This is a genomic window from Pseudomonas sp. AF32, assembly GCF_022342325.2.
Classification (GTDB): Bacteria; Pseudomonadota; Gammaproteobacteria; order Pseudomonadales; family Pseudomonadaceae; genus Aquipseudomonas; species Aquipseudomonas uvaldensis.
In genome coordinates, this window is record NZ_RQJK02000004.1 from 238939 (window position 1) to 255468 (window position 16530).

Here is a 16530-nt window from a genome sequence, read left to right on the forward strand (position 1 = left end):
TTTGCAGTGTCACGGATGTTTGTCTTCAGGCTGTTCGTTCCCTTCCAAACCCAGCCTCCATGGAGGAAATCATGAGTACTTTTTCGAATGCCACGACGGGTGGCGCGCAACAGCTACGCCTGTTGCACACCGGTCTGTCGAACCCTTACTGCCTCGATCCGACCCCCTTGCTGGAGCGTCAGCAACAGCAGGAATCCAATGCCCGCAGTTACCCGCGTCGCATTCCCCTGGTGCTCGAAAGGGCTCACGGCATCTATGTGCAGGACAGCCGGGGGCAAGTGTTCGTCGATTGCCTGGCCGGTGCCGGGACGCTGGCGCTGGGGCACAACCATCCGGTCATCGTCCAGGCCATCACCCAGGTCATGGCCGCCGGTGTGCCAATGCACACCCTGGACCTGATGACGCCGGTCAAGGACGCATTCGTCCAGGAAATTTTCGGGTGCCTGCCGGCCGAGTTCGCTCGCCACGCACGCATCCAGTTCTGCGGCCCCAGCGGGGCCGATGCGGTCGAGGCCGCTCTCAAGCTGACCCGCACCGCGACAGGACGCCACTCGGTCCTGGCGTTCGAAGGCGCGTACCACGGGATGACCCTGGGCACGCTGGCCATCAGCGGTAACCTGTCGCCGAAAAACGCATTGGGCGCCTTGATGGCGGGGGTACAGCGCCTGCCATACCCTCACGATTACCGCTGCCCATTCGGCGTCGCGGGCGATCAGGGCATCACGCTGAATGTGCGTTACCTCGAACATCTGCTCAACGACCCGGAAAGCGGCGTGACCGCGCCGGCGGCGATGATCCTCGAACCGATCCAGGGGGAGGGCGGCGTGATCGCTGCGCCTGACCGTTGGCTGCAGGAGCTTCGCCGATTGACCCAGGCCCACGGCATCCCGCTGATCGTCGACGAGATCCAGTGCGGCATCGCCCGCAGCGGACGCATGTTCGGCTTCGAGCAGTCGGGCATCACGCCGGATGTGATCACCTTGTCCAAGGCCATCGGCGGCGGGCTGCCGCTGTCGGTCGTGGTCTACAACGACTCGCTGGATGTCTGGCAGCCGGGCGCTCACGCCGGGACGTTCCGAGGCAACCAACTGGCGATGGCGGCGGGTACCGCGACCTTGCGCTTCATTCGCGATGAGGGCCTGGTCAAGCACGCCGAATCGGTGGGTGCGCATCTACGCAAACACCTGTTGGCCCTGCAAAGCGAGTTCGCCTGGATCGGCGATGTGCGTGGTCGTGGCCTGATGCTCGGCATGGAGGTCGTCGACCCCCACGGTACTCCGGACGTGCAGGGCCATCCGCCGGTGGACACTGCCAGGGCCAAGGCCTTCCAGCAGGCCTGCCTGCAACATGGGCTGATTCTCGAACTGGGAGGTCGCCATGGCGCGACCGTACGCTTCCTGCCGCCGTTGATCATCACCGAGCAGGAGATTGATTTCGTCGCGCAAATCCTGTTCCGTGCTGCCAGCACGATCAATGAGCGTCCCGCTCGCTGATCGAACATTGCACAGGGCCTGCCAGGTGTCCGGCAGGCCCTTTTTCATGGACAGGGAGCGACGATGCCCAGGGTTCTTGCCTCGAATAAAAACGCCTGGCTGATGCTGGCAGTGCTGGGGATAGGCGGTTGCGGCGAGCCAAAGCCCGCCTCCACCGCAGGTGATGTGCCGGTGCCACAGGTCAAGACATTGACCGTGCAGCCGCAGGCGTTGGCCATGACCACGGAGCTGCCCGGCCGCATCGAGCCGGTACGCATTGCCGAAGTACGCGCCCGCGTTGCCGGCGTGGTGTTGACCCGGCACTTCCAGGAGGGGGCCGACGTCAAGGCAGGGCAGTTGCTGTTCAGCATCGACCCGGCTCCGTTCAAGGCTGCGCTGATGCGGGCCGAGGGCGCGTTGGCCAGGGCCGAGGCTGATGTGTATCGAGCCAAGGCCCAGGCAAGGCGCTTCAAGGAACTGGTGGCGATCAATGCCATCAGCCCCCAGGCGTTCGATGACGCGGTCTCGGACCTCAAGAGTGCCGAGGCCAACCGCCTGACCGCCCAGGCCGACCTGGACAGCGCCAGGCTCAGCCTGGGCTATTGCCAGGTGCGGGCTCCGATCAGTGGCCGTATCGGTCGGGCCCTGGTCAGTGAGGGATCGCTGGTCGGACAGGACGAGGCCACGCAGATGGCTCGAATCCAGCAACTGGACCCGATCTATGCCGACTTCACCCAATCCGCCGACAAAGTCGTGGCGCTGCAGCAAGCCCTGGCCGACGGACGCCTGACCCAGGATGGCAGTGGCTCGGCGCAGGTGACGGTACAGGTGGGTGATCCGCCCCGGTTGCGCCAAGGCAAGTTGGTCTTTTCCGATATCTCCGTCGATCGCAGCACGGGCCAAGTCACCCTGCGCGGCGAATTTCCCAACCCGGACAACCTGTTGTTGCCTGGCATGTATGTGCGCGTCAAGGCCCCGGCCGGGGTCGATCCGCAGGCGCTGTTCGTTCCGCAACAGGCGGTTCAACGCGGGGCCGACGGCCAGGCTCGATTGAAGCTGGTGGACGGCGGCGGGGTGGTGCGCGAACGGGTGGTCAGCACCGGTGTGATGCAGGGTTCCAATTGGCAGATCACCCAGGGGTTGTCGGCGGGCGAGCAGGTCATGATCGAGCGGGTCGACAAGCTCGACGCCGGGACGCGGGTCAGCCCCCTCACTCTGGCCGAGCAACAGGCTCGGCACTGACGGTCAAGGGAAAACAACCGTGCCGGAATTTTTCATCAAGCGTCCGAATTTCGCCTGGGTCATCGCCCTGTTCGTCATGCTGGCAGGCCTGCTGACCCTGCGTACCCTGCCGGTCAACCAGTACCCGGACGTGGCGCCACCGCAAATCAGCGTCAGCGCCAATTACCCAGGGGCCTCCGCGCAAATCGTGGGGCAGAACGTCACCAGCCTGATCGAGGAAGAACTCAACGGCCTGAAGGGCTTGATCTACTACGAGTCCACCAGCGCCAATGGCGGGGCCGATATCACCGTTACCTTCACGCCAGGGACCGACCCCGACATGGCGCAGGTCGATGTGCAGAATCGCCTGCAGCGAGTGATCGGGCGATTGCCTCAAGCCGTCATCGAGCAAGGCCTGAAGGTGGAGCAGGCGCGCTCCAATTTCCTCTTGGTGTATGCCCTGTCCTATATCGACGCACAGGAGGACTCCGTCGTGCTGGCGGACTATGCCGCCCGCGCCATCAACAATGAAATTCGTCGCGTCCCCGGGGTCGGGCGGGTGCAGATGTACACCTCCGAACGGGCCATGCGGATCTGGGTCGATCCGGCCCGGCTCGTGGCGTACAACCTGTCGATGGCCGACGTTGGCAAGGCCATCGCCGCGCAGAATGTGCAGGTGCCTGCCGGCAGCACGGGAGAGCGCCCAGGGCCCGCCGAGCAGCACATCACCGCGACCGTGATGGTGCAGGGGCAGCTCGAATCGGTCGAGGCGTTTGGCAACATCGTGCTGCGAGCCAACGATGACGGCTCCAGCGTGCGGATCCATGATGTGGCGCGGGTCGAGCTGGGACGCAAGGACTATCGTTTCGATGCCCGCCTGAACGGCAAACCGGCCGCGGCCATGTCGGTACAACTGGCGCCCGGTGCCAACGCGTTGCAGGCAGCGGAGGCGATCAAGGCGCGGCTCGGGCAACTGTCGGGTACGCTGCCGGCGAACATGGCCTTGAGCGTGCCTTACGACACCTCGTACTTCGTCGATGTGGCGATCGAGCAGGTCCTCTACACCCTGGCCGAAGCCATGGTCCTGGTGTTCCTGGTCATGCTCTTGTTCCTGCAGAACCTGCGTTACACGCTGATTCCCGCTGTGACCGTGCCGTTCTGTCTGTTGGGGACGATTGCACTCATGGCCCCGTTGGGGTTCTCCATCAACATGATGACCCTGTTCGGCATGGTCCTGGCCATTGGCATCCTCGTGGATGACGCTATCGTCGTGGTGGAAAACGTCGAGCGGCTGATCGCCCAGGAGGGCCTGTCGCCCAGGGACGCGACCCGCAAGGCCATGCAACAGATCAGTGGGGCCATTGTCGGCATTACGCTGGTGTTGTCGGCGGTGTTCGTGCCGCTGGCGTTCATGGGCGGCTCGGTGGGCGTGATCTACCAGCAGTTCGCCATGACCTTGTCGATTTCCATTCTGTTCTCCGGTTTCCTCGCCCTGAGCCTGACGCCGGCCCTGTGCGCGACCCTGCTCAAGCCTCGTGACTCGAACCCTCGGACCCTCGCTCACCGTTGGGCGCTGGCCTTCAACCGGCGTTTCGATGCCCTGGCCGGGCGCTTCGAGCGGCTGGGGGCGAGCTGGGTCCGGCGTACCGGTCGCAGCATGGCGGTGTACCTGGTGTTGCTGCTGGTACTGGCCCTGGCGTATGTCCGGCTGCCGTCTTCGTTTCTGCCGGCGGAGGACCAGGGCTACATCGTCACCGATATCCAGTTGCCGCCCGCGGCCTCGGCCTCGCGTACGGACGTGACGGTGCGGGCGTGGGAGGACTATGCCCTGGCGCAACCCGCCACCGACCACGTACTGGCGATCATGGGCTTCAGCTTCTCCGGAGAGGGCGCCAACGCGGCATTGTCATACGTCACCCTCAAGGATTGGTCGCTGCGTGGCAGCGGGCAGGCCAGTGACGAGGTGGCCGAGCGGGCGAACGAGGCCTTCGAGAACATCCCGGATGGCACGTTATACAGCGTGGTGCCGCCGCCAGTGGATGGCCTGGGCACGTCCAGCGGTTTCGACCTGCGCCTGCTGGATCTGGCGGGCAGGGGGCGCGAGGCGCTGCTCAAGGCCCGGGATCAGTTGATCGAGGGCGCCAAGGCGGCACCGCAGATCGGGCATCTGTCGGAAGATGGCCTGGCCGATGCGCCGCAGATCAATGTCAGCATCGACCGTGAAAAAGCCGAGGCGCTGGGGGTGAGTTTCGACGTGATCAGTTCGGCGCTGGCCGCCGCCCTGGGCTCGGAACAGATCAACGAGTTCGCCAACCAGGGGCGGATGCAGCGGGTGATCATCCAGGCGGATGGCAGCAGTCGACAAACTCCGGATGCGCTGCTGCGCCTGCAAGTGCCCAACCGGCAGGGACGTCTGGTGCCGCTGGATGCGTTCAGTCGTTTTGAGTGGCAGGTCGGGCCCTTGCAGATCGCACGCTACAACGGCTCGGCGTCGTTGCGTTTTTCCGGAGAGGCGGCATCGGGCTATAGCACCGGCCAGGCGATGGCGGCGTTGCAGAGCATCGCTCGCCAGTTGCCCTCGGGGTTCAGCCTGGAATGGGCGGGACTTTCCTTGCAGGAACAACAAGCCAGCGACCAGGTCCCCTGGCTGGTGGGCTTGTCCTTGACCATGGTCCTGCTGGTGCTGGTCGCGCTGTATGAAAGCTGGACGATTCCCTTTGCGGTGTTGCTGGTGGTGCCACTGGGCATGCTCGGTTCGGTACTGGCGGTGACGGTGATGGGCATGCCCGATGACGTCTACTTCAAGGTCGGGCTGATCACCATCATCGGTCTTTGCGCAAAGAACGCCATCCTCATCGTCGAGTTCGCCAAGTCTCTCCACGACCGAGGGGCCAGCCTGGCTCAAGCCGCGGCCCAGGCGACGCGCCTGCGTTTGCGACCGATTGTCATGACTTCCCTGGCCTTTATTCTGGGCGTATTGCCCCTGGCATTGGCCAGTGGAGCCGGGGCGGCCAGCCAGCGCGCCATTGGCGTTGGCGTCGTTGGCGGCATGCTGGCGGCGACGGTGTTGGGAATGGTGTATGTGCCGGTGTTTTTTGTCTGGGTACTGTCCATGGCCCGGCGTCTGCATAGTCGGGGTGTGGTCAGCGCGTCAGTGCCCGAGGAAGCGGGGCGGTAGACGATTGGAGGATGAGCCCGCGGCGTGAAGGTCCGCAGCGACCGTTGCGCGTTAGCCGTTCTCATCCAGTCAGGTAATTGAAAAGGATTTCCCATGAATGACCCTTCGGCCTTGTTGCCGTGCGTTACATCGCTGCACCGACAGTTTGAAATCGTCCGGCAGCCTCTCGCGCATGAGCGCAACACGAATCGGCGTATTCGTGAACTGCTGCGTTTCTATGGGTTGCGCACCAGCCTGATCCGTTTGAAGGTGATCGAGGCCCTGTTGATCGCCGCCGAAGCGAACCAGGCCATGGGGGCGCGAGAGCTGCATGCCTCCCTGGGCGAGCGTGCTGCACAGCTGTCATTGATCAGCATAAGGGAAGTGCTGAGACGGTTATGCGAGGAAGATGTGATCTACCGGTGGGACAAGCGCTACCGCTTTACCACCGATGCCCGGGGGATATTGCAGTTGGGCATCGACGGGGACATCGGCTGAGCCCATACGGAGCGCAGAAATGCAGAGCCCGCGCTCCCTGTAACGGGGCGCGGGCTCTTGAGTGGCCGGGCGTGGGATCAGAAGCGCATGCCCTGGAACGGGTTCCAGCCTTGCTCGCCTTTCACTTCCTTGAGGTAGTAGGCGTAGTTGGTCATCATCGCGTAGGTCATGGAAAACGCGACGCTCAGGCCGGTGTTCAGAGGCCTTGGAACCTCCATGCCCATGATCGCGAAAATGACACTCAGGGCGATATTGATCGCGATGATCAGGCCGATCATGGCCAGGTTCTTCTTCCACAGGCCCAGGACGAACAGATAGATGGGGCCGAAGAAGAAGGCGATGATGTTGGCGTTGATGAGGATCTTCTTCTTGAAGTCAGGCAGCTTCTTCATGGCTTCCTTGTAGCGCGGATCGCTGGGCGCTCCGTAGGTTTCAAAGAAGTTGAAACGCTCCTGCCATTTGGCGCTGTATTTGCCGATATCTTGCAATTGCTCGCTGCTGCTCATTCTGTCGCTCCTTTGGGGTCCATGAGGGGTGAGTCGTTCTTCCGGATTTCCTGCGCTCGCACTGCACGCTTTATAAGCGTTCAGGCGGCAAAATACCGCATCGCCAGCCTTGGCGACTGTCCGATCTGTGACACGTATCACTTTCCTGTAGAGCGCGGCGCATCTCCAACCCGAACGTAGCCATCCCGAACGTAGCCATCCCGAACCTAGCCATTCGAACGTAGCCATTGTCTGCCACGGCAATTACGTCTAGTTTGCTGCCCGACCCTTACATAAACCAATGTACAAAAATCAGGAGTCCCAGATGCAACCGATTCGTCTCGGTCTGGTGGGCTATGGCAAGATTGCCCAGGACCAACACGTTCCCGCCATCCAGGCCAACCCGGCGTTCCAGCTGGTGGCCGTCGCTACCCAGGGGAAACCCTGCGCCGGCGTGGAGAACTTCCAGTCCCTGGGCCAGTTGCTCGACAACGGCCCGCAGGTCGACGCCATTGCGTTCTGTACGCCGCCACAGGGTCGATTCGCGTTGGTGCAGCAGGCGTTGGCCGCAGGCAAGCATGTGCTGGTGGAGAAACCGCCGTGCGCCACCCTGGGAGAAGCCATGGAGCTGGTGGACCAGGCCGGCAGACACGGCGTCAGCGCGCTGTTTGCCTGGCATTCGCGCTATGCGCCGGGTATCGGGGCCGCTCGGGACTGGTTGGCCAGCCGGACCGTGCAGAGCGTGCAGATCGACTGGAAGGAAGATGTGCGCAAATGGCACCCCGGTCAGGCGTGGATCTGGCAACCCGGAGGCCTGGGCGTCTTCGATCCGGGGATCAACGCATTGTCCATTGCGACCCATTTGCTGCCCTTGCCGCTGTTTGTCGAGTCGGCCGAGTTGCGTGTCCCCGACAATTGCCAGTCGCCCATTGCCGCCAGCATCCGGATGTCGGACGCTCGCCACCTGGACATCCGCGCCGAATTCGATTTCGACCATGGTCATGATGAACTCTGGAGCATCGAGATTCGCTGCGCCGAAGGCACCCTGCGGCTGGACAATGGGGGAGCGCTGTTGAGCATCGACGGCGTGCGCCAGGCGGTTTCGGAAGAGGGCGAGTACGCGGCGGTTTATCGGCATTTCCAGCAATTGATCGCCGACAAAACCAGCGACCTGGACCTGCAGCCATTGCGATTGGTGGCGGACAGCTTCTTCGTGGGCAGCCGCACGCTGGTTGAACCGTTCTACGACTGAAGATCAGACATGCCGCAAAAGCAGGGCCCGGATTCGAAACCCGGCCCTGTCCGGTTCCATCTGTCGAAGATAATTTGAACGGTTGTCGATTTCGTCCATGGTCATTCGATTATGGGCAGGCGAGCAGAAAGCAACGGCCCGCGCAGATCCCATCAACCGTGAAAACCGATCACCGGAGGTTCCACCATGAAAATCATTCCCTACCTGACTTTCAAGGGTAACTGTAAGGAAGCGTTTGCCCTGTACAAGGAGGTGCTGGGCGGCGAATTGTTTTCCATGTCGTTTGCCGAGGCGCCTGAAGAGACCGGCATGCCCAAGGATCCGAACCTGATCCTGCACACCTGCCTGACCGTGGGTGCCTTCAGCCTGATGGCCTCCGATTGCCCGCCGGGCCAGCCGTTCCAGAAGCCGCAGGGCGTATCGGTGTCCCTGAACGTCGACAGCGTGGACGAGGCCGAGCGATTGTTCCAGGGCTTGAGCGCGGGCGGCCGGGTGCACATGCCGTTGGCAAAAACCTTTTGGGCGGAACGTTTTGCCATGTTCGAAGACCGATTCGGCGTTGCCTGGATGGTCAACTGCGAGGCGCGCCAATAGAACATAGGCCGCTGTCGGACCAGGGCGGGACATGCCGCCCTGGCGCTGCGGGGATATGGTGCGCGATCAGGCAATGGTCTGCACCGTTCCTCCTTCTGCACGGATCGCCGCACCATTGATGACCGCGGCGCGGTCGCTGGCCAGGAAGGTCACCACGTTGGCGACTTCGGCCGGTTTCGCCAGACGGTAAATCAACGATGAAGGACGATTTTCTGCCATGAACTTCCTTTCGGCCTCAGCGTAGGACAGGTCCGGGTTCACCGACTCGATGAAGCCTTTGAGACTGTCCGTCTCGGTCGGCCCTGGCAGCACGGCATTGACCGTCACGGCGGTGCCCTTGGTCAGCTCCGCCAGGCTACGGGAAATCGACAATTGGGTGGCTTTGCTCGCACTGTAGTGGGCCATGGACGCCATTGGCGTCAGTGCCACTTCACTGGAAATGAAGATGACCCGGCCCTGGCCACGTTCCAGCATGCCCTGCATGTAAGTGCGCGCCAGCCGCACGCCGCTCCAGACATTGGTTTCGAACATGCGTTGCCAGTCTTCGTCGCGAGTGCTGAAGAAATCGCTCAGTTCGTAGGTGCCCAGATTGTTGACCAGAATATCGATCTGCGGGTAGGCCGCGGCGGCCAGTTTTTCACCGCCAGGCTGGCTGAGGTCCGCCACCAGGGGCAGGGCGCGTTCGCCACCAAAGCGCTGATTCAGTTCACTGACCTGCCGGGCGACCGTATCGCCGTTGCGGCCGTTGATAATGACATGGGCGCCATCTTCCAGCAGCTGTGTGGCGATAGCCAGGCCGATGCCTGAAGTCGAAGCACTGACCAGCGCTGTCTTGCCGGTTAACTCAAGGTTCATTCTGTTCTCCTGCGATCGAGTGTCGTTGAGCGAATCGTTTCGCTTGCGAGAAAGTATGGGCAGCCTTGGTTATGTTGATAAGGCCGTGTAATGGAATATGATTGCGGAAATAAATTCATAGATTGGGTGCGCATGGATAACCGAAGCGGCGAAATGCTGGTATTCAGCAAAGTGGTCGAAACCGGCAGCTTTTCTGCAGCCGGCAAGCTGCTGGACCTCACGCCATCGGCAGTGAGCAAACTCATTACGCGGCTCGAAGAACGCCTGGGCGTAGTCCTCTTCGAGCGCTCCACGCGGCAGTTGACCATCAGCAATGAGGGAGGGCGTTTCTACGACAGTTGCATACGCATCCTCAATGACATCGAGGAAGCGGAACAGGACGCGGTGGGGACCGCGGTGAAGCCCGGCGGCTTGTTAAGAATCAATGCCTCCGTCCCCTTCGGCACCCATCAGTTGTTACCGATCATCAGTGACTTCAACCAGCGCTATCCCGACATCACGCTCGATCTGTCGCTGACCGATGCGTTGGTGGACCTCAAGCGCGAACGCATCGACGTCGCGATCCGCATGGGCCCGCTGGACGATGCCAGCTTCCGGGCGCGTAACCTGGGCCACAGTCGCCGTGCCGTGGTCGCTTCGCCGGATTATCTGGCGCGTCACGGCGTGCCACAGGTCCCTGGAGACCTGGTGAACCATCGCTGCTTCAATTTCAATTTCCGGCGCTCGCGGGATGAATGGCCGTTCAGGATGGAAGGCCACACTCACTACCTGGCAGTCCGCGGTGACATCCTGACCAACAATGGCGAAACCATGCGCCAGTTGACGATCAACGGGCTGGGCATCAGCCGCCTGGGCTTGTTTCATATCGCTCATGATCTGGCGGCGGGGCGCCTGGTCGAACTGCTCGGGGACTACAATCCCGGAGACACCGAAGAGATCCACGCGATCTTCAGCAACCAGCGCTACATGCCGCAACGGGTGCGGGTGTTCATTGACTTCATGGTGGAGCGGATCGGGCCCTTCCTGAGTTCTATCGGGCGGATGGGCTGAACGACGAAAGCCGCAGTGTTCGGACTGCGGCTTTGCCAGAGTGATGGGTCATGCCACCTGGTGCATTTCTTCCAGTTCGAAATCCTCGATGCAATGCCCGGCTGTTTCCCGGAATGTCCGTACGGCCTCGCTTTGCATGTGTTGTTGCCAGGCTTGCACGGACGCCCAGCGTTCGAAGAATGTCACCAGGCCGGGCTCATGGTTGGACTCGTGCAGTTCGTAATTGATGCAGCCGGGAGCGCCACGGGTGGCGGCGACCAGTGCCTTCTGGGCGGTAACCATTTGCGCTTTCAGGCCCTGCCGCGCCCGTGCGCGGGCGATGATGATCAATGGTTCAGACATGTGTGGTTTCCTTGTGATCCGATCAACGTTTGCCGGTGGATTTCGGCGGGTATTGGTCAACGTCCTCGGCAGACGGACCGCCGTTGATCCAGTCCACGACCCAACCACTCTCCAGGATGTTGAACGTCTGTGACCCGGCCGGTAGCCAGGCTTCATGTACGACCCCGCCCGGCGCACGGAAGAAACCACCGTTCTCGATGTCATAGCGCACGCCTTCAGACGCAAAGACATGAGTGCCGCCCACCAGTACCACATGGGTTTCTGCGCGGGCATGGGTGTGTGGCTTGATGTGCACCGCCACGGGTGTGCGGAACATCAACGTTGTCAGGCCGGTTTCGGTGTCTGCGTGCAGGATGGCGTATTCAGGGGATCTGTCCCCCAGTTGGGGAATGGTTTTCTGCCATTTGAATTGGCCTGGGTTGATCAACTCCGGTACCGCAGGCGTGGCTGCGGATTGCCCGGCATTCGCCGCCATCGCGCCTTGGGGTATACCTTGCAGCGCAGTCAACAGGATGGCGAGGGACACGGTTTTCTTGAGCAGGGGTGAGTGTTTCATGGGAGCCTCTTGCGTCGATTGAGGGGGCCAGTATCAATCGACATCCTGGGCTGGATAAGCGGCAAGGGCGGCACATGATTGTTGAATTGAATTCAAGGCTGGACAGTCAGCCAGGCAGGCCCGTTTCCACGATCATTCCAGATCCCGCGCCGCATGCCGCTCCGGCACCTGAGTGGCCTCATCCCCCCACGTCCGGTTGACGCGCTGTCCGCGGATGACCGCCGGCCGCTTGGCGATTTCTTCCGCCCAGCGCTGCACATGGGTGTATTCGTGCGCGCTGAGAAATTCGGCAGCCGCATACACGTTGTTGCGTACCAGTTGGCCATACCACGGCCAGACCGCGATATCGGCGATGGTGTAATCGTTGCCAGCCAGGTATCGGCTTTCGGCAAGGCGACGATCCAGGACATCCAGTTGGCGCTTGGCTTCCATGGTGAAGCGATTGATCGGGTACTCGAACTTTTCCGGTGCGTACGCGTAGAAGTGTCCGAAGCCTCCCCCCAGGTAAGGGGCCGAACCCATTTGCCAGAACAGCCAGTTCAGGGTTTCGGTGCGACCGGCCAGGTCGGAGGGCAGGAACGCCGAGAATTTCTCCGCCAGGTACAAAAGGATCGAACCGGACTCGAAGACCCGGATCGACGGTTCGACACTGCGGTCCACCAGGGCCGGGATTTTTGAGTTCGGGTTTATCTGGACGAAGCCGCTGGAGAACTGGTCTCCCTGGTTGATGCGAATGAGCCAGGCATCGTATTCCGCGCCGGTATGCCCGAGTGCCAGCAGTTCCTCGAGCAGGATGGTCACCTTCACGCCGTTGGGGGTGGCCAGGGAATAGAGCTGCAGCGGGTGCTTGCCGACAGGCAGGGTTTTTTCGTGGGTTGGACCTGCGACGGGGCGATTGATGTTGGCGAATTCACCGCCGGAGGGCGCTTCGTGTTTCCAGACTTTCGGGGGCGTGTAGGACGTTTCGTTCATGGGACGTACCTTTTCATTTGCTTGCGGCGTTTGCTCGCGTCGTTTGCTTGCGGCAATCACGGCAGCCGCAAAAGTGAACGGCCCCTGCACGGTCAATGACCGTGCAGGGCCAACGTCACGATTGAATAGGAGTCGGCTGGGAAGGTCTATGCCATAACTATTGCTTGAAGTGATAGTGATCATCAAGCAAAGCAAGTTTTGCTTCGCTGCCGAGCATTGGACAATCGCCACCATCGCATAACGAACCCTCTTTATTTTCAGGAAAGCCCGATGCGCCTTTTATTCATTCCGGTCCTGGCGATGGCCTCTGTACTGCTCGCCGGTTGTGCGTCCGCGCCAAACGACCCGTCCCTGACTTTGGTGACCGACAAGACCCCCGCCGAATACGCCGATTGCGTCGTGCCGAAATTACAGGGCAGTACGCTCAACCCGACCGTCTCGCAGACGCAGCGCAGCTACCGGATCGTCGTGCCAAGTAAAGTCGCGGCGGACAACGTGCTGGAGGCCTACAAGGCCGGAAACGGCGGCAAGGTTTTTGTCTATGAGCGACGGTTGTTGGCTTCGAGCCTCTTGCCGTCGAGTTTTGAGCGTGCCGCGCAGGATTGCATCTGACCGGTCCGAACGTTTTGTCTGTGCTCCTTTGGTTGGCCGCAACCAACCAATTCCCTTTGCCCCGTACCGACCCTGGTCACGGGGCTTTTTTTTATCGACGCGGCGCCAGTCGGTCGATTTCATATAGTTATCCTGTTTAATTTATTTTCGGCTTAGGGCACTTGTTTTCAAAATCTCAATCCCGAACCGCCAGGCTTGTTCCTGACGGCTGCGTTCCACATCTTCTCCCTTCTTTCTCCTGTTTTCGGGCGTTGCGTTGCCTTCTCAACAACAAAAATTAGGAAACCTCAGGGTTTCCTTTGCCGTTTTTTTTGCCATACTCAGCCTGCGAGGCGGCAGGAGGTCGCTGCTTTTCGAATAATTAGTACTGTCTAATAACAATTACCAGGTACCCACACCATGAGCATTCCCGGTCACTCATTCACGACGACTCACGCCGAACAACTCCCTGCAGCACTCGCCCGCATGAAGCAGGCTCACCTGGACGAAGGGCCTGCGAACCTGGAACTGCGCCGTGATCGCCTCGATCGGGCGATTGCCTTGTTGCTGGACAACCGTGAAGCGATCGTCGCTGCGGTGTCCGCGGACTTCGGCCATCGCAGTCGCGAGCAGACGCTGCTGACCGATATCGCCGGGTCGGTGGCGAGTCTCAAGCATTGTCGTGAATACCTGGCCCAATGGATGCAGCCGCAGTCCCATCCGGCCCCGTTTCCCGGGTGCCAGGCCAGGGTCGAGTACCAGCCATTGGGCGTGGTAGGGGTGATCAGTCCGTGGAATTTTCCCATCGTGCTGGCCTTCGGACCGTTGGCGAGTATCTTCGCCGCTGGTAACCGGGCGATGCTCAAGCCTTCAGAGTTGACTCCGCGCACGTCGGCGCTGATCGGCGAGTTGGTGGGGCGTTATTTCCACGAGAACGAATTGAGCACGGTACTGGGCGACGCCGAGGTCGGGGCGCTGTTCAGCGCGCAACCCTTCGATCACCTGATCTTCACCGGCGGCACGGCAGTGGCTCGGCATATCATGCGGGCCGCCTCGCAGAACCTGGTGCCGGTGACCCTGGAACTGGGCGGCAAGTCGCCCGTGCTGGTCTCGCGTAGCGCCGATCTCGCCACAGCGGTTCAGCGGGTGCTGACCGTGAAAACCTTCAACGCCGGCCAGATCTGCCTGGCGCCGGATTATGTGCTGCTGCCGGAAGAATGGCTTCCGGACTTTATCGAAGAGGCGGTGCGCTTTGTCGGCACGTTGTACCCGACGTTGCGGGACAACCCGGACTACACCTCCATCATCAACTCGTGTCATTTCGACCGCCTGCAAGATTACCTCGCCGATGCCCGTGCCAAGGGCGCGCGGCTGATCGAGATCAATCCCGCCCGGGAAGACTTGAGCGATCGCGAGGTCCGCAAGATCGCCCCGACCCTGGTGCTCGAAACCAATGAGCAGATGCAGGTACTGCGTGAAGAAATTTTCGGCCCGTTATTGCCGGTCAAGACCTACCGCGACTTCAACAGCGCCATCGATTACGTCAACGCTCAGCCAAGGCCGCTGGCGGCCTACTACTTCGGCGAGGACGCCGACGAGCGCCAGCAGGTGCTCAAGCGCACGACCTCGGGCGCGGTGGTGATCAATGATGTCATGAGCCATGTGCTGTTCGAGGCGCTGCCATTCGGCGGTGTCGGTCACTCCGGCATGGGGGCCTATCATGGCGTCTATGGCTTTCGCACCTTCAGCCATGCCAAGGCGGTGGTGGTGCAGAGCCCGGCGGGTGAGTCCAACCTGGCGATGCGCGCACCTTACGGCGCGATGATTCACGGTTTGCTGGATCAATTGTTGACGGCTGAATGAGCCGCCGGGAGCCTGACCATGAGCGTATTGAACACTGTCAAGGCCAAGCTGTTGCGCGCCCTGGCCAAGCGCATGAAAGCCAAGTTTACGTACGACGCGGCGCAGTACCCGCTGCGCACGGTGGACGAAATCGACATCCCGACGGCCTGGGGGCCGGCGCGGGCATTGTTCTATTGGCCCGTTACAACTTCCACACGCCCTTTGCCGGTGTACCTGAACCTGCATGGCGGCGGTTTCGTGGCCGGTGTGCCCGAACATGACGACAGCTATTGCCGTCTGCTGGCGCACAACCTCGGGTGCCTGGTGGTCAACCTGGATTATGTCCTGGCGCCCGAACATCCGTTTCCCGCCGGCTTGCGCCAAAGTTTCAGGGTGCTCGAATGGCTGGCCGAACAGGCGATGACCCTGGGAATCGATCCCCAACGCATCGCCGTCGGCGGGCACAGCGCCGGCGGCAACCTGGCCACTGGCGTGGCCAATCTGGCACGGGGGCATCAAGGGCTCAGGGTGGTGCATCAAGTCATCGACTATCCGGTTCTGGATCTGCTTCAGGATCCGACGCTCAAGCGTTCGTCCCTTGATAAGCCGCTACTTGGCTCGGGCCTGGTGCGTTTCTTCAACAGTTGCTACCTGAGTGACCCTGCCCAGGCACGGGACCCGCTGGTATCGCCATTGCTGGCAACAGTCGAGGCATTACGGGGCATGCCGGCCACGACTCTCATCACCGCCGAGTACGATATCCTTCGTGCCGAAGGTGAAGCCTATGGGCACAAACTGCGCGAGGCCGGGGTCTCGGTGAACGCGAAGATGTTCCCGGGCTGTGACCATATGTTCACCCATCTGGGGCCGGATGCTTCGGCGCAGCAGGCCTGGCAAATCATCGAGGATGCCCTGCGCGAGGCTTTCCGTAGCGGGGCGGGGGAGGAGAACGAGAGCGAGAGTGCTTATGCCTGAAACCACCGAGCAGCCCGTCAGGCGCGGTCGCGGCCGTCCGCCGATGCGCAGTCGTCAGGAGCAGATGAACCTGTTGCTGGACGCGGCGGCTGAGGCGGTCGGCGGCGGCAACTTTGCCAATGTCACCATGGACGCGATCGCCCGTACCGCTGGCATCTCGAAAAAAACTGTCTACCTGCTGGTGCAGAGCAAGGAAGCGTTGCTGTCGCAATTGGTCGCCCGGGACTTGTCGACACTTGAGTTGCTATTGGAAAGCGGCATCGACTGTGCACAGGACCTGCTCAGCGAATTGCGCATGTACCTGACGCTGTGGGCGCGCCTGACGCTGTCTCCATTGGCGTTGGGCCTCTATCTGATGGCCGCGCAAGGACGCGAGAGCGCGCCGGGCATTGCCAGGATCTGGTATCAGGAAGGAGCCGAGCGCTGCCTGAGCCTGTTGCGGGGCTGGTTGGGCAAGGCCGCCGGCAAGGGGTTGCTTGTCCAGGAGGATGTCGAGCCGGCGGTCGAGCTGATCGACGCGCTGTTGATCTGCCAGCCGCTCAAGCTCTTCACCCTGGGCGTCCAGCGGTGCTGGTCGGATGAACAGATCGGCCAGCGGGTCGATGTCGTCCTCGAGATGTTCGGGCGCTGCTTTATCCACCCGCAACATCACTCATGACCCTTGTGGG

16 protein-coding genes are annotated in these 16530 nt (G+C 61.6%); 11 read left to right on the forward strand and 5 right to left on the reverse strand.

Annotated features, from left to right (window positions below; all coding sequences use genetic code 11):
• Positions 1-71 precede the first annotated feature (71 nt).
• The 4 genes from EGM97_RS05905 to EGM97_RS05920 all read left to right on the forward strand — a co-directional run bounded on the left by EGM97_RS05905 (position 72) and on the right by EGM97_RS05920 (position 6348).
• A complete protein-coding gene (locus tag EGM97_RS05905) occupies positions 72-1493 on the forward strand; it encodes a diaminobutyrate--2-oxoglutarate transaminase (RefSeq protein ID WP_238964259.1) in 1422 nt (473 codons plus the stop codon).
• A gap of 63 nt (positions 1494-1556) precedes the next feature.
• Complete coding sequence (locus EGM97_RS05910; RefSeq protein WP_238964260.1) at positions 1557-2714, forward strand: efflux RND transporter periplasmic adaptor subunit; 1158 nt, start codon at positions 1557-1559, stop codon at positions 2712-2714.
• 19 nt (positions 2715-2733) lie between these two features.
• Positions 2734-5871, forward strand: coding sequence for a multidrug efflux RND transporter permease subunit (locus EGM97_RS05915; RefSeq protein ID WP_238964261.1), 3138 nt, complete (start codon positions 2734-2736; stop codon positions 5869-5871).
• 93 nt (positions 5872-5964) lie between these two features.
• The gene (locus EGM97_RS05920; protein WP_238964262.1) at positions 5965-6348 is read left to right on the forward strand and encodes a fe2+ zn2+ uptake regulation protein; all 384 of its coding nucleotides are present in this window, start codon (positions 5965-5967) and stop codon (positions 6346-6348) included.
• Positions 6349-6425: 77 nt separating this feature from the next.
• On the opposite strand, the gene EGM97_RS05925 is transcribed toward EGM97_RS05920, so the two are convergent.
• Complete coding sequence (locus tag EGM97_RS05925) at positions 6426-6854, reverse strand: DUF2628 domain-containing protein (protein WP_238964263.1); 429 nt, start codon at positions 6852-6854, stop codon at positions 6426-6428.
• Between the two features lie 304 nt (positions 6855-7158).
• Between EGM97_RS05925 and EGM97_RS05930 the strand changes: the two genes are divergently transcribed.
• Both EGM97_RS05930 and EGM97_RS05935 read left to right on the forward strand, forming a co-directional pair.
• The gene (locus EGM97_RS05930; protein ID WP_238964264.1) at positions 7159-8085 is read left to right on the forward strand and encodes a Gfo/Idh/MocA family protein; all 927 of its coding nucleotides are present in this window, start codon (positions 7159-7161) and stop codon (positions 8083-8085) included.
• 186 nt (positions 8086-8271) lie between these two features.
• On the forward strand, positions 8272-8679 hold the full coding sequence (locus tag EGM97_RS05935) for a VOC family protein (RefSeq protein ID WP_238964265.1): 408 nt from the start codon (positions 8272-8274) through the stop codon (positions 8677-8679).
• A 66-nt stretch (positions 8680-8745) separates the two neighbouring features.
• Here the strand turns inward: EGM97_RS05935 and EGM97_RS05940 are convergent, their stop codons facing one another.
• Complete coding sequence (locus EGM97_RS05940; RefSeq protein ID WP_238964266.1) at positions 8746-9534, reverse strand: SDR family NAD(P)-dependent oxidoreductase; 789 nt, start codon at positions 9532-9534, stop codon at positions 8746-8748.
• Positions 9535-9666: 132 nt separating this feature from the next.
• Between EGM97_RS05940 and EGM97_RS05945 the strand changes: the two genes are divergently transcribed.
• On the forward strand, positions 9667-10584 hold the full coding sequence (locus EGM97_RS05945) for a LysR family transcriptional regulator (RefSeq protein ID WP_238964267.1): 918 nt from the start codon (positions 9667-9669) through the stop codon (positions 10582-10584).
• A 48-nt stretch (positions 10585-10632) separates the two neighbouring features.
• Here the strand turns inward: EGM97_RS05945 and EGM97_RS05950 are convergent, their stop codons facing one another.
• The 3 genes from EGM97_RS05950 to yghU form a co-directional block, all read right to left on the reverse strand.
• Positions 10633-10926 (reverse strand): putative quinol monooxygenase, encoded by a 294-nt coding sequence (locus EGM97_RS05950; protein WP_238964268.1) that lies wholly within the window; start codon positions 10924-10926, stop codon positions 10633-10635.
• 22 nt (positions 10927-10948) lie between these two features.
• Complete coding sequence (locus EGM97_RS05955; RefSeq protein WP_238964269.1) at positions 10949-11482, reverse strand: cupin domain-containing protein; 534 nt, start codon at positions 11480-11482, stop codon at positions 10949-10951.
• 132 nt (positions 11483-11614) lie between these two features.
• Entirely contained in the window at positions 11615-12454 is an 840-nt protein-coding gene (gene yghU / locus EGM97_RS05960; protein ID WP_238964270.1) for a glutathione-dependent disulfide-bond oxidoreductase, read from the reverse strand.
• 270 nt (positions 12455-12724) lie between these two features.
• Between yghU and EGM97_RS05965 the strand changes: the two genes are divergently transcribed.
• From EGM97_RS05965 to EGM97_RS05980, 4 genes are all read left to right on the forward strand, one after another.
• Positions 12725-13066 (forward strand): hypothetical protein, encoded by a 342-nt coding sequence (locus tag EGM97_RS05965; RefSeq protein ID WP_238964271.1) that lies wholly within the window; start codon positions 12725-12727, stop codon positions 13064-13066.
• Positions 13067-13465: 399 nt separating this feature from the next.
• Positions 13466-14908 (forward strand): coniferyl aldehyde dehydrogenase, encoded by a 1443-nt coding sequence (locus tag EGM97_RS05970; protein WP_238964272.1) that lies wholly within the window; start codon positions 13466-13468, stop codon positions 14906-14908.
• Between the two features lie 18 nt (positions 14909-14926).
• A complete protein-coding gene (locus EGM97_RS05975) occupies positions 14927-15862 on the forward strand; it encodes an alpha/beta hydrolase (protein WP_238964273.1) in 936 nt (311 codons plus the stop codon).
• Positions 15855-16520 carry a TetR/AcrR family transcriptional regulator gene (locus EGM97_RS05980; RefSeq protein WP_238964274.1) on the forward strand — a complete coding sequence of 222 codons (666 nt, stop codon included), beginning with the start codon at positions 15855-15857 and terminating at the stop codon, positions 16518-16520. The genes EGM97_RS05975 and EGM97_RS05980 overlap by 8 nt, the downstream gene beginning before the upstream one ends.
• Positions 16521-16530 lie beyond the last annotated feature (10 nt).

What these genes read in the sequence shown, in the direction of transcription:
- EGM97_RS05905 (WP_238964259.1), top strand. Translation starts at nt 72, where the DNA reads ATGAGTACTTTTTCGAATGCCACGACGGGTGGCGCGCAACAGCTACGC.
- EGM97_RS05910 (WP_238964260.1), top strand. Translation starts at nt 1,557, where the DNA reads ATGCCCAGGGTTCTTGCCTCGAATAAAAACGCCTGGCTGATGCTGGCA.
- EGM97_RS05920 (WP_238964262.1), top strand. Translation starts at nt 5,965, where the DNA reads ATGAATGACCCTTCGGCCTTGTTGCCGTGCGTTACATCGCTGCACCGA.
- EGM97_RS05925 (WP_238964263.1), bottom strand. Translation starts at nt 6,854, where the DNA reads ATGAGCAGCAGCGAGCAATTGCAAGATATCGGCAAATACAGCGCCAAA.
- EGM97_RS05930 (WP_238964264.1), top strand. Translation starts at nt 7,159, where the DNA reads ATGCAACCGATTCGTCTCGGTCTGGTGGGCTATGGCAAGATTGCCCAG.
- EGM97_RS05935 (WP_238964265.1), top strand. Translation starts at nt 8,272, where the DNA reads ATGAAAATCATTCCCTACCTGACTTTCAAGGGTAACTGTAAGGAAGCG.
- EGM97_RS05940 (WP_238964266.1), bottom strand. Translation starts at nt 9,534, where the DNA reads ATGAACCTTGAGTTAACCGGCAAGACAGCGCTGGTCAGTGCTTCGACT.
- EGM97_RS05945 (WP_238964267.1), top strand. Translation starts at nt 9,667, where the DNA reads ATGGATAACCGAAGCGGCGAAATGCTGGTATTCAGCAAAGTGGTCGAA.
- EGM97_RS05950 (WP_238964268.1), bottom strand. Translation starts at nt 10,926, where the DNA reads ATGTCTGAACCATTGATCATCATCGCCCGCGCACGGGCGCGGCAGGGC.
- EGM97_RS05955 (WP_238964269.1), bottom strand. Translation starts at nt 11,482, where the DNA reads ATGAAACACTCACCCCTGCTCAAGAAAACCGTGTCCCTCGCCATCCTG.
- yghU (WP_238964270.1), bottom strand. Translation starts at nt 12,454, where the DNA reads ATGAACGAAACGTCCTACACGCCCCCGAAAGTCTGGAAACACGAAGCG.
- EGM97_RS05965 (WP_238964271.1), top strand. Translation starts at nt 12,725, where the DNA reads ATGCGCCTTTTATTCATTCCGGTCCTGGCGATGGCCTCTGTACTGCTC.
- EGM97_RS05970 (WP_238964272.1), top strand. Translation starts at nt 13,466, where the DNA reads ATGAGCATTCCCGGTCACTCATTCACGACGACTCACGCCGAACAACTC.
- EGM97_RS05975 (WP_238964273.1), top strand. Translation starts at nt 14,927, where the DNA reads ATGAGCGTATTGAACACTGTCAAGGCCAAGCTGTTGCGCGCCCTGGCC.
- EGM97_RS05980 (WP_238964274.1), top strand. Translation starts at nt 15,855, where the DNA reads ATGCCTGAAACCACCGAGCAGCCCGTCAGGCGCGGTCGCGGCCGTCCG.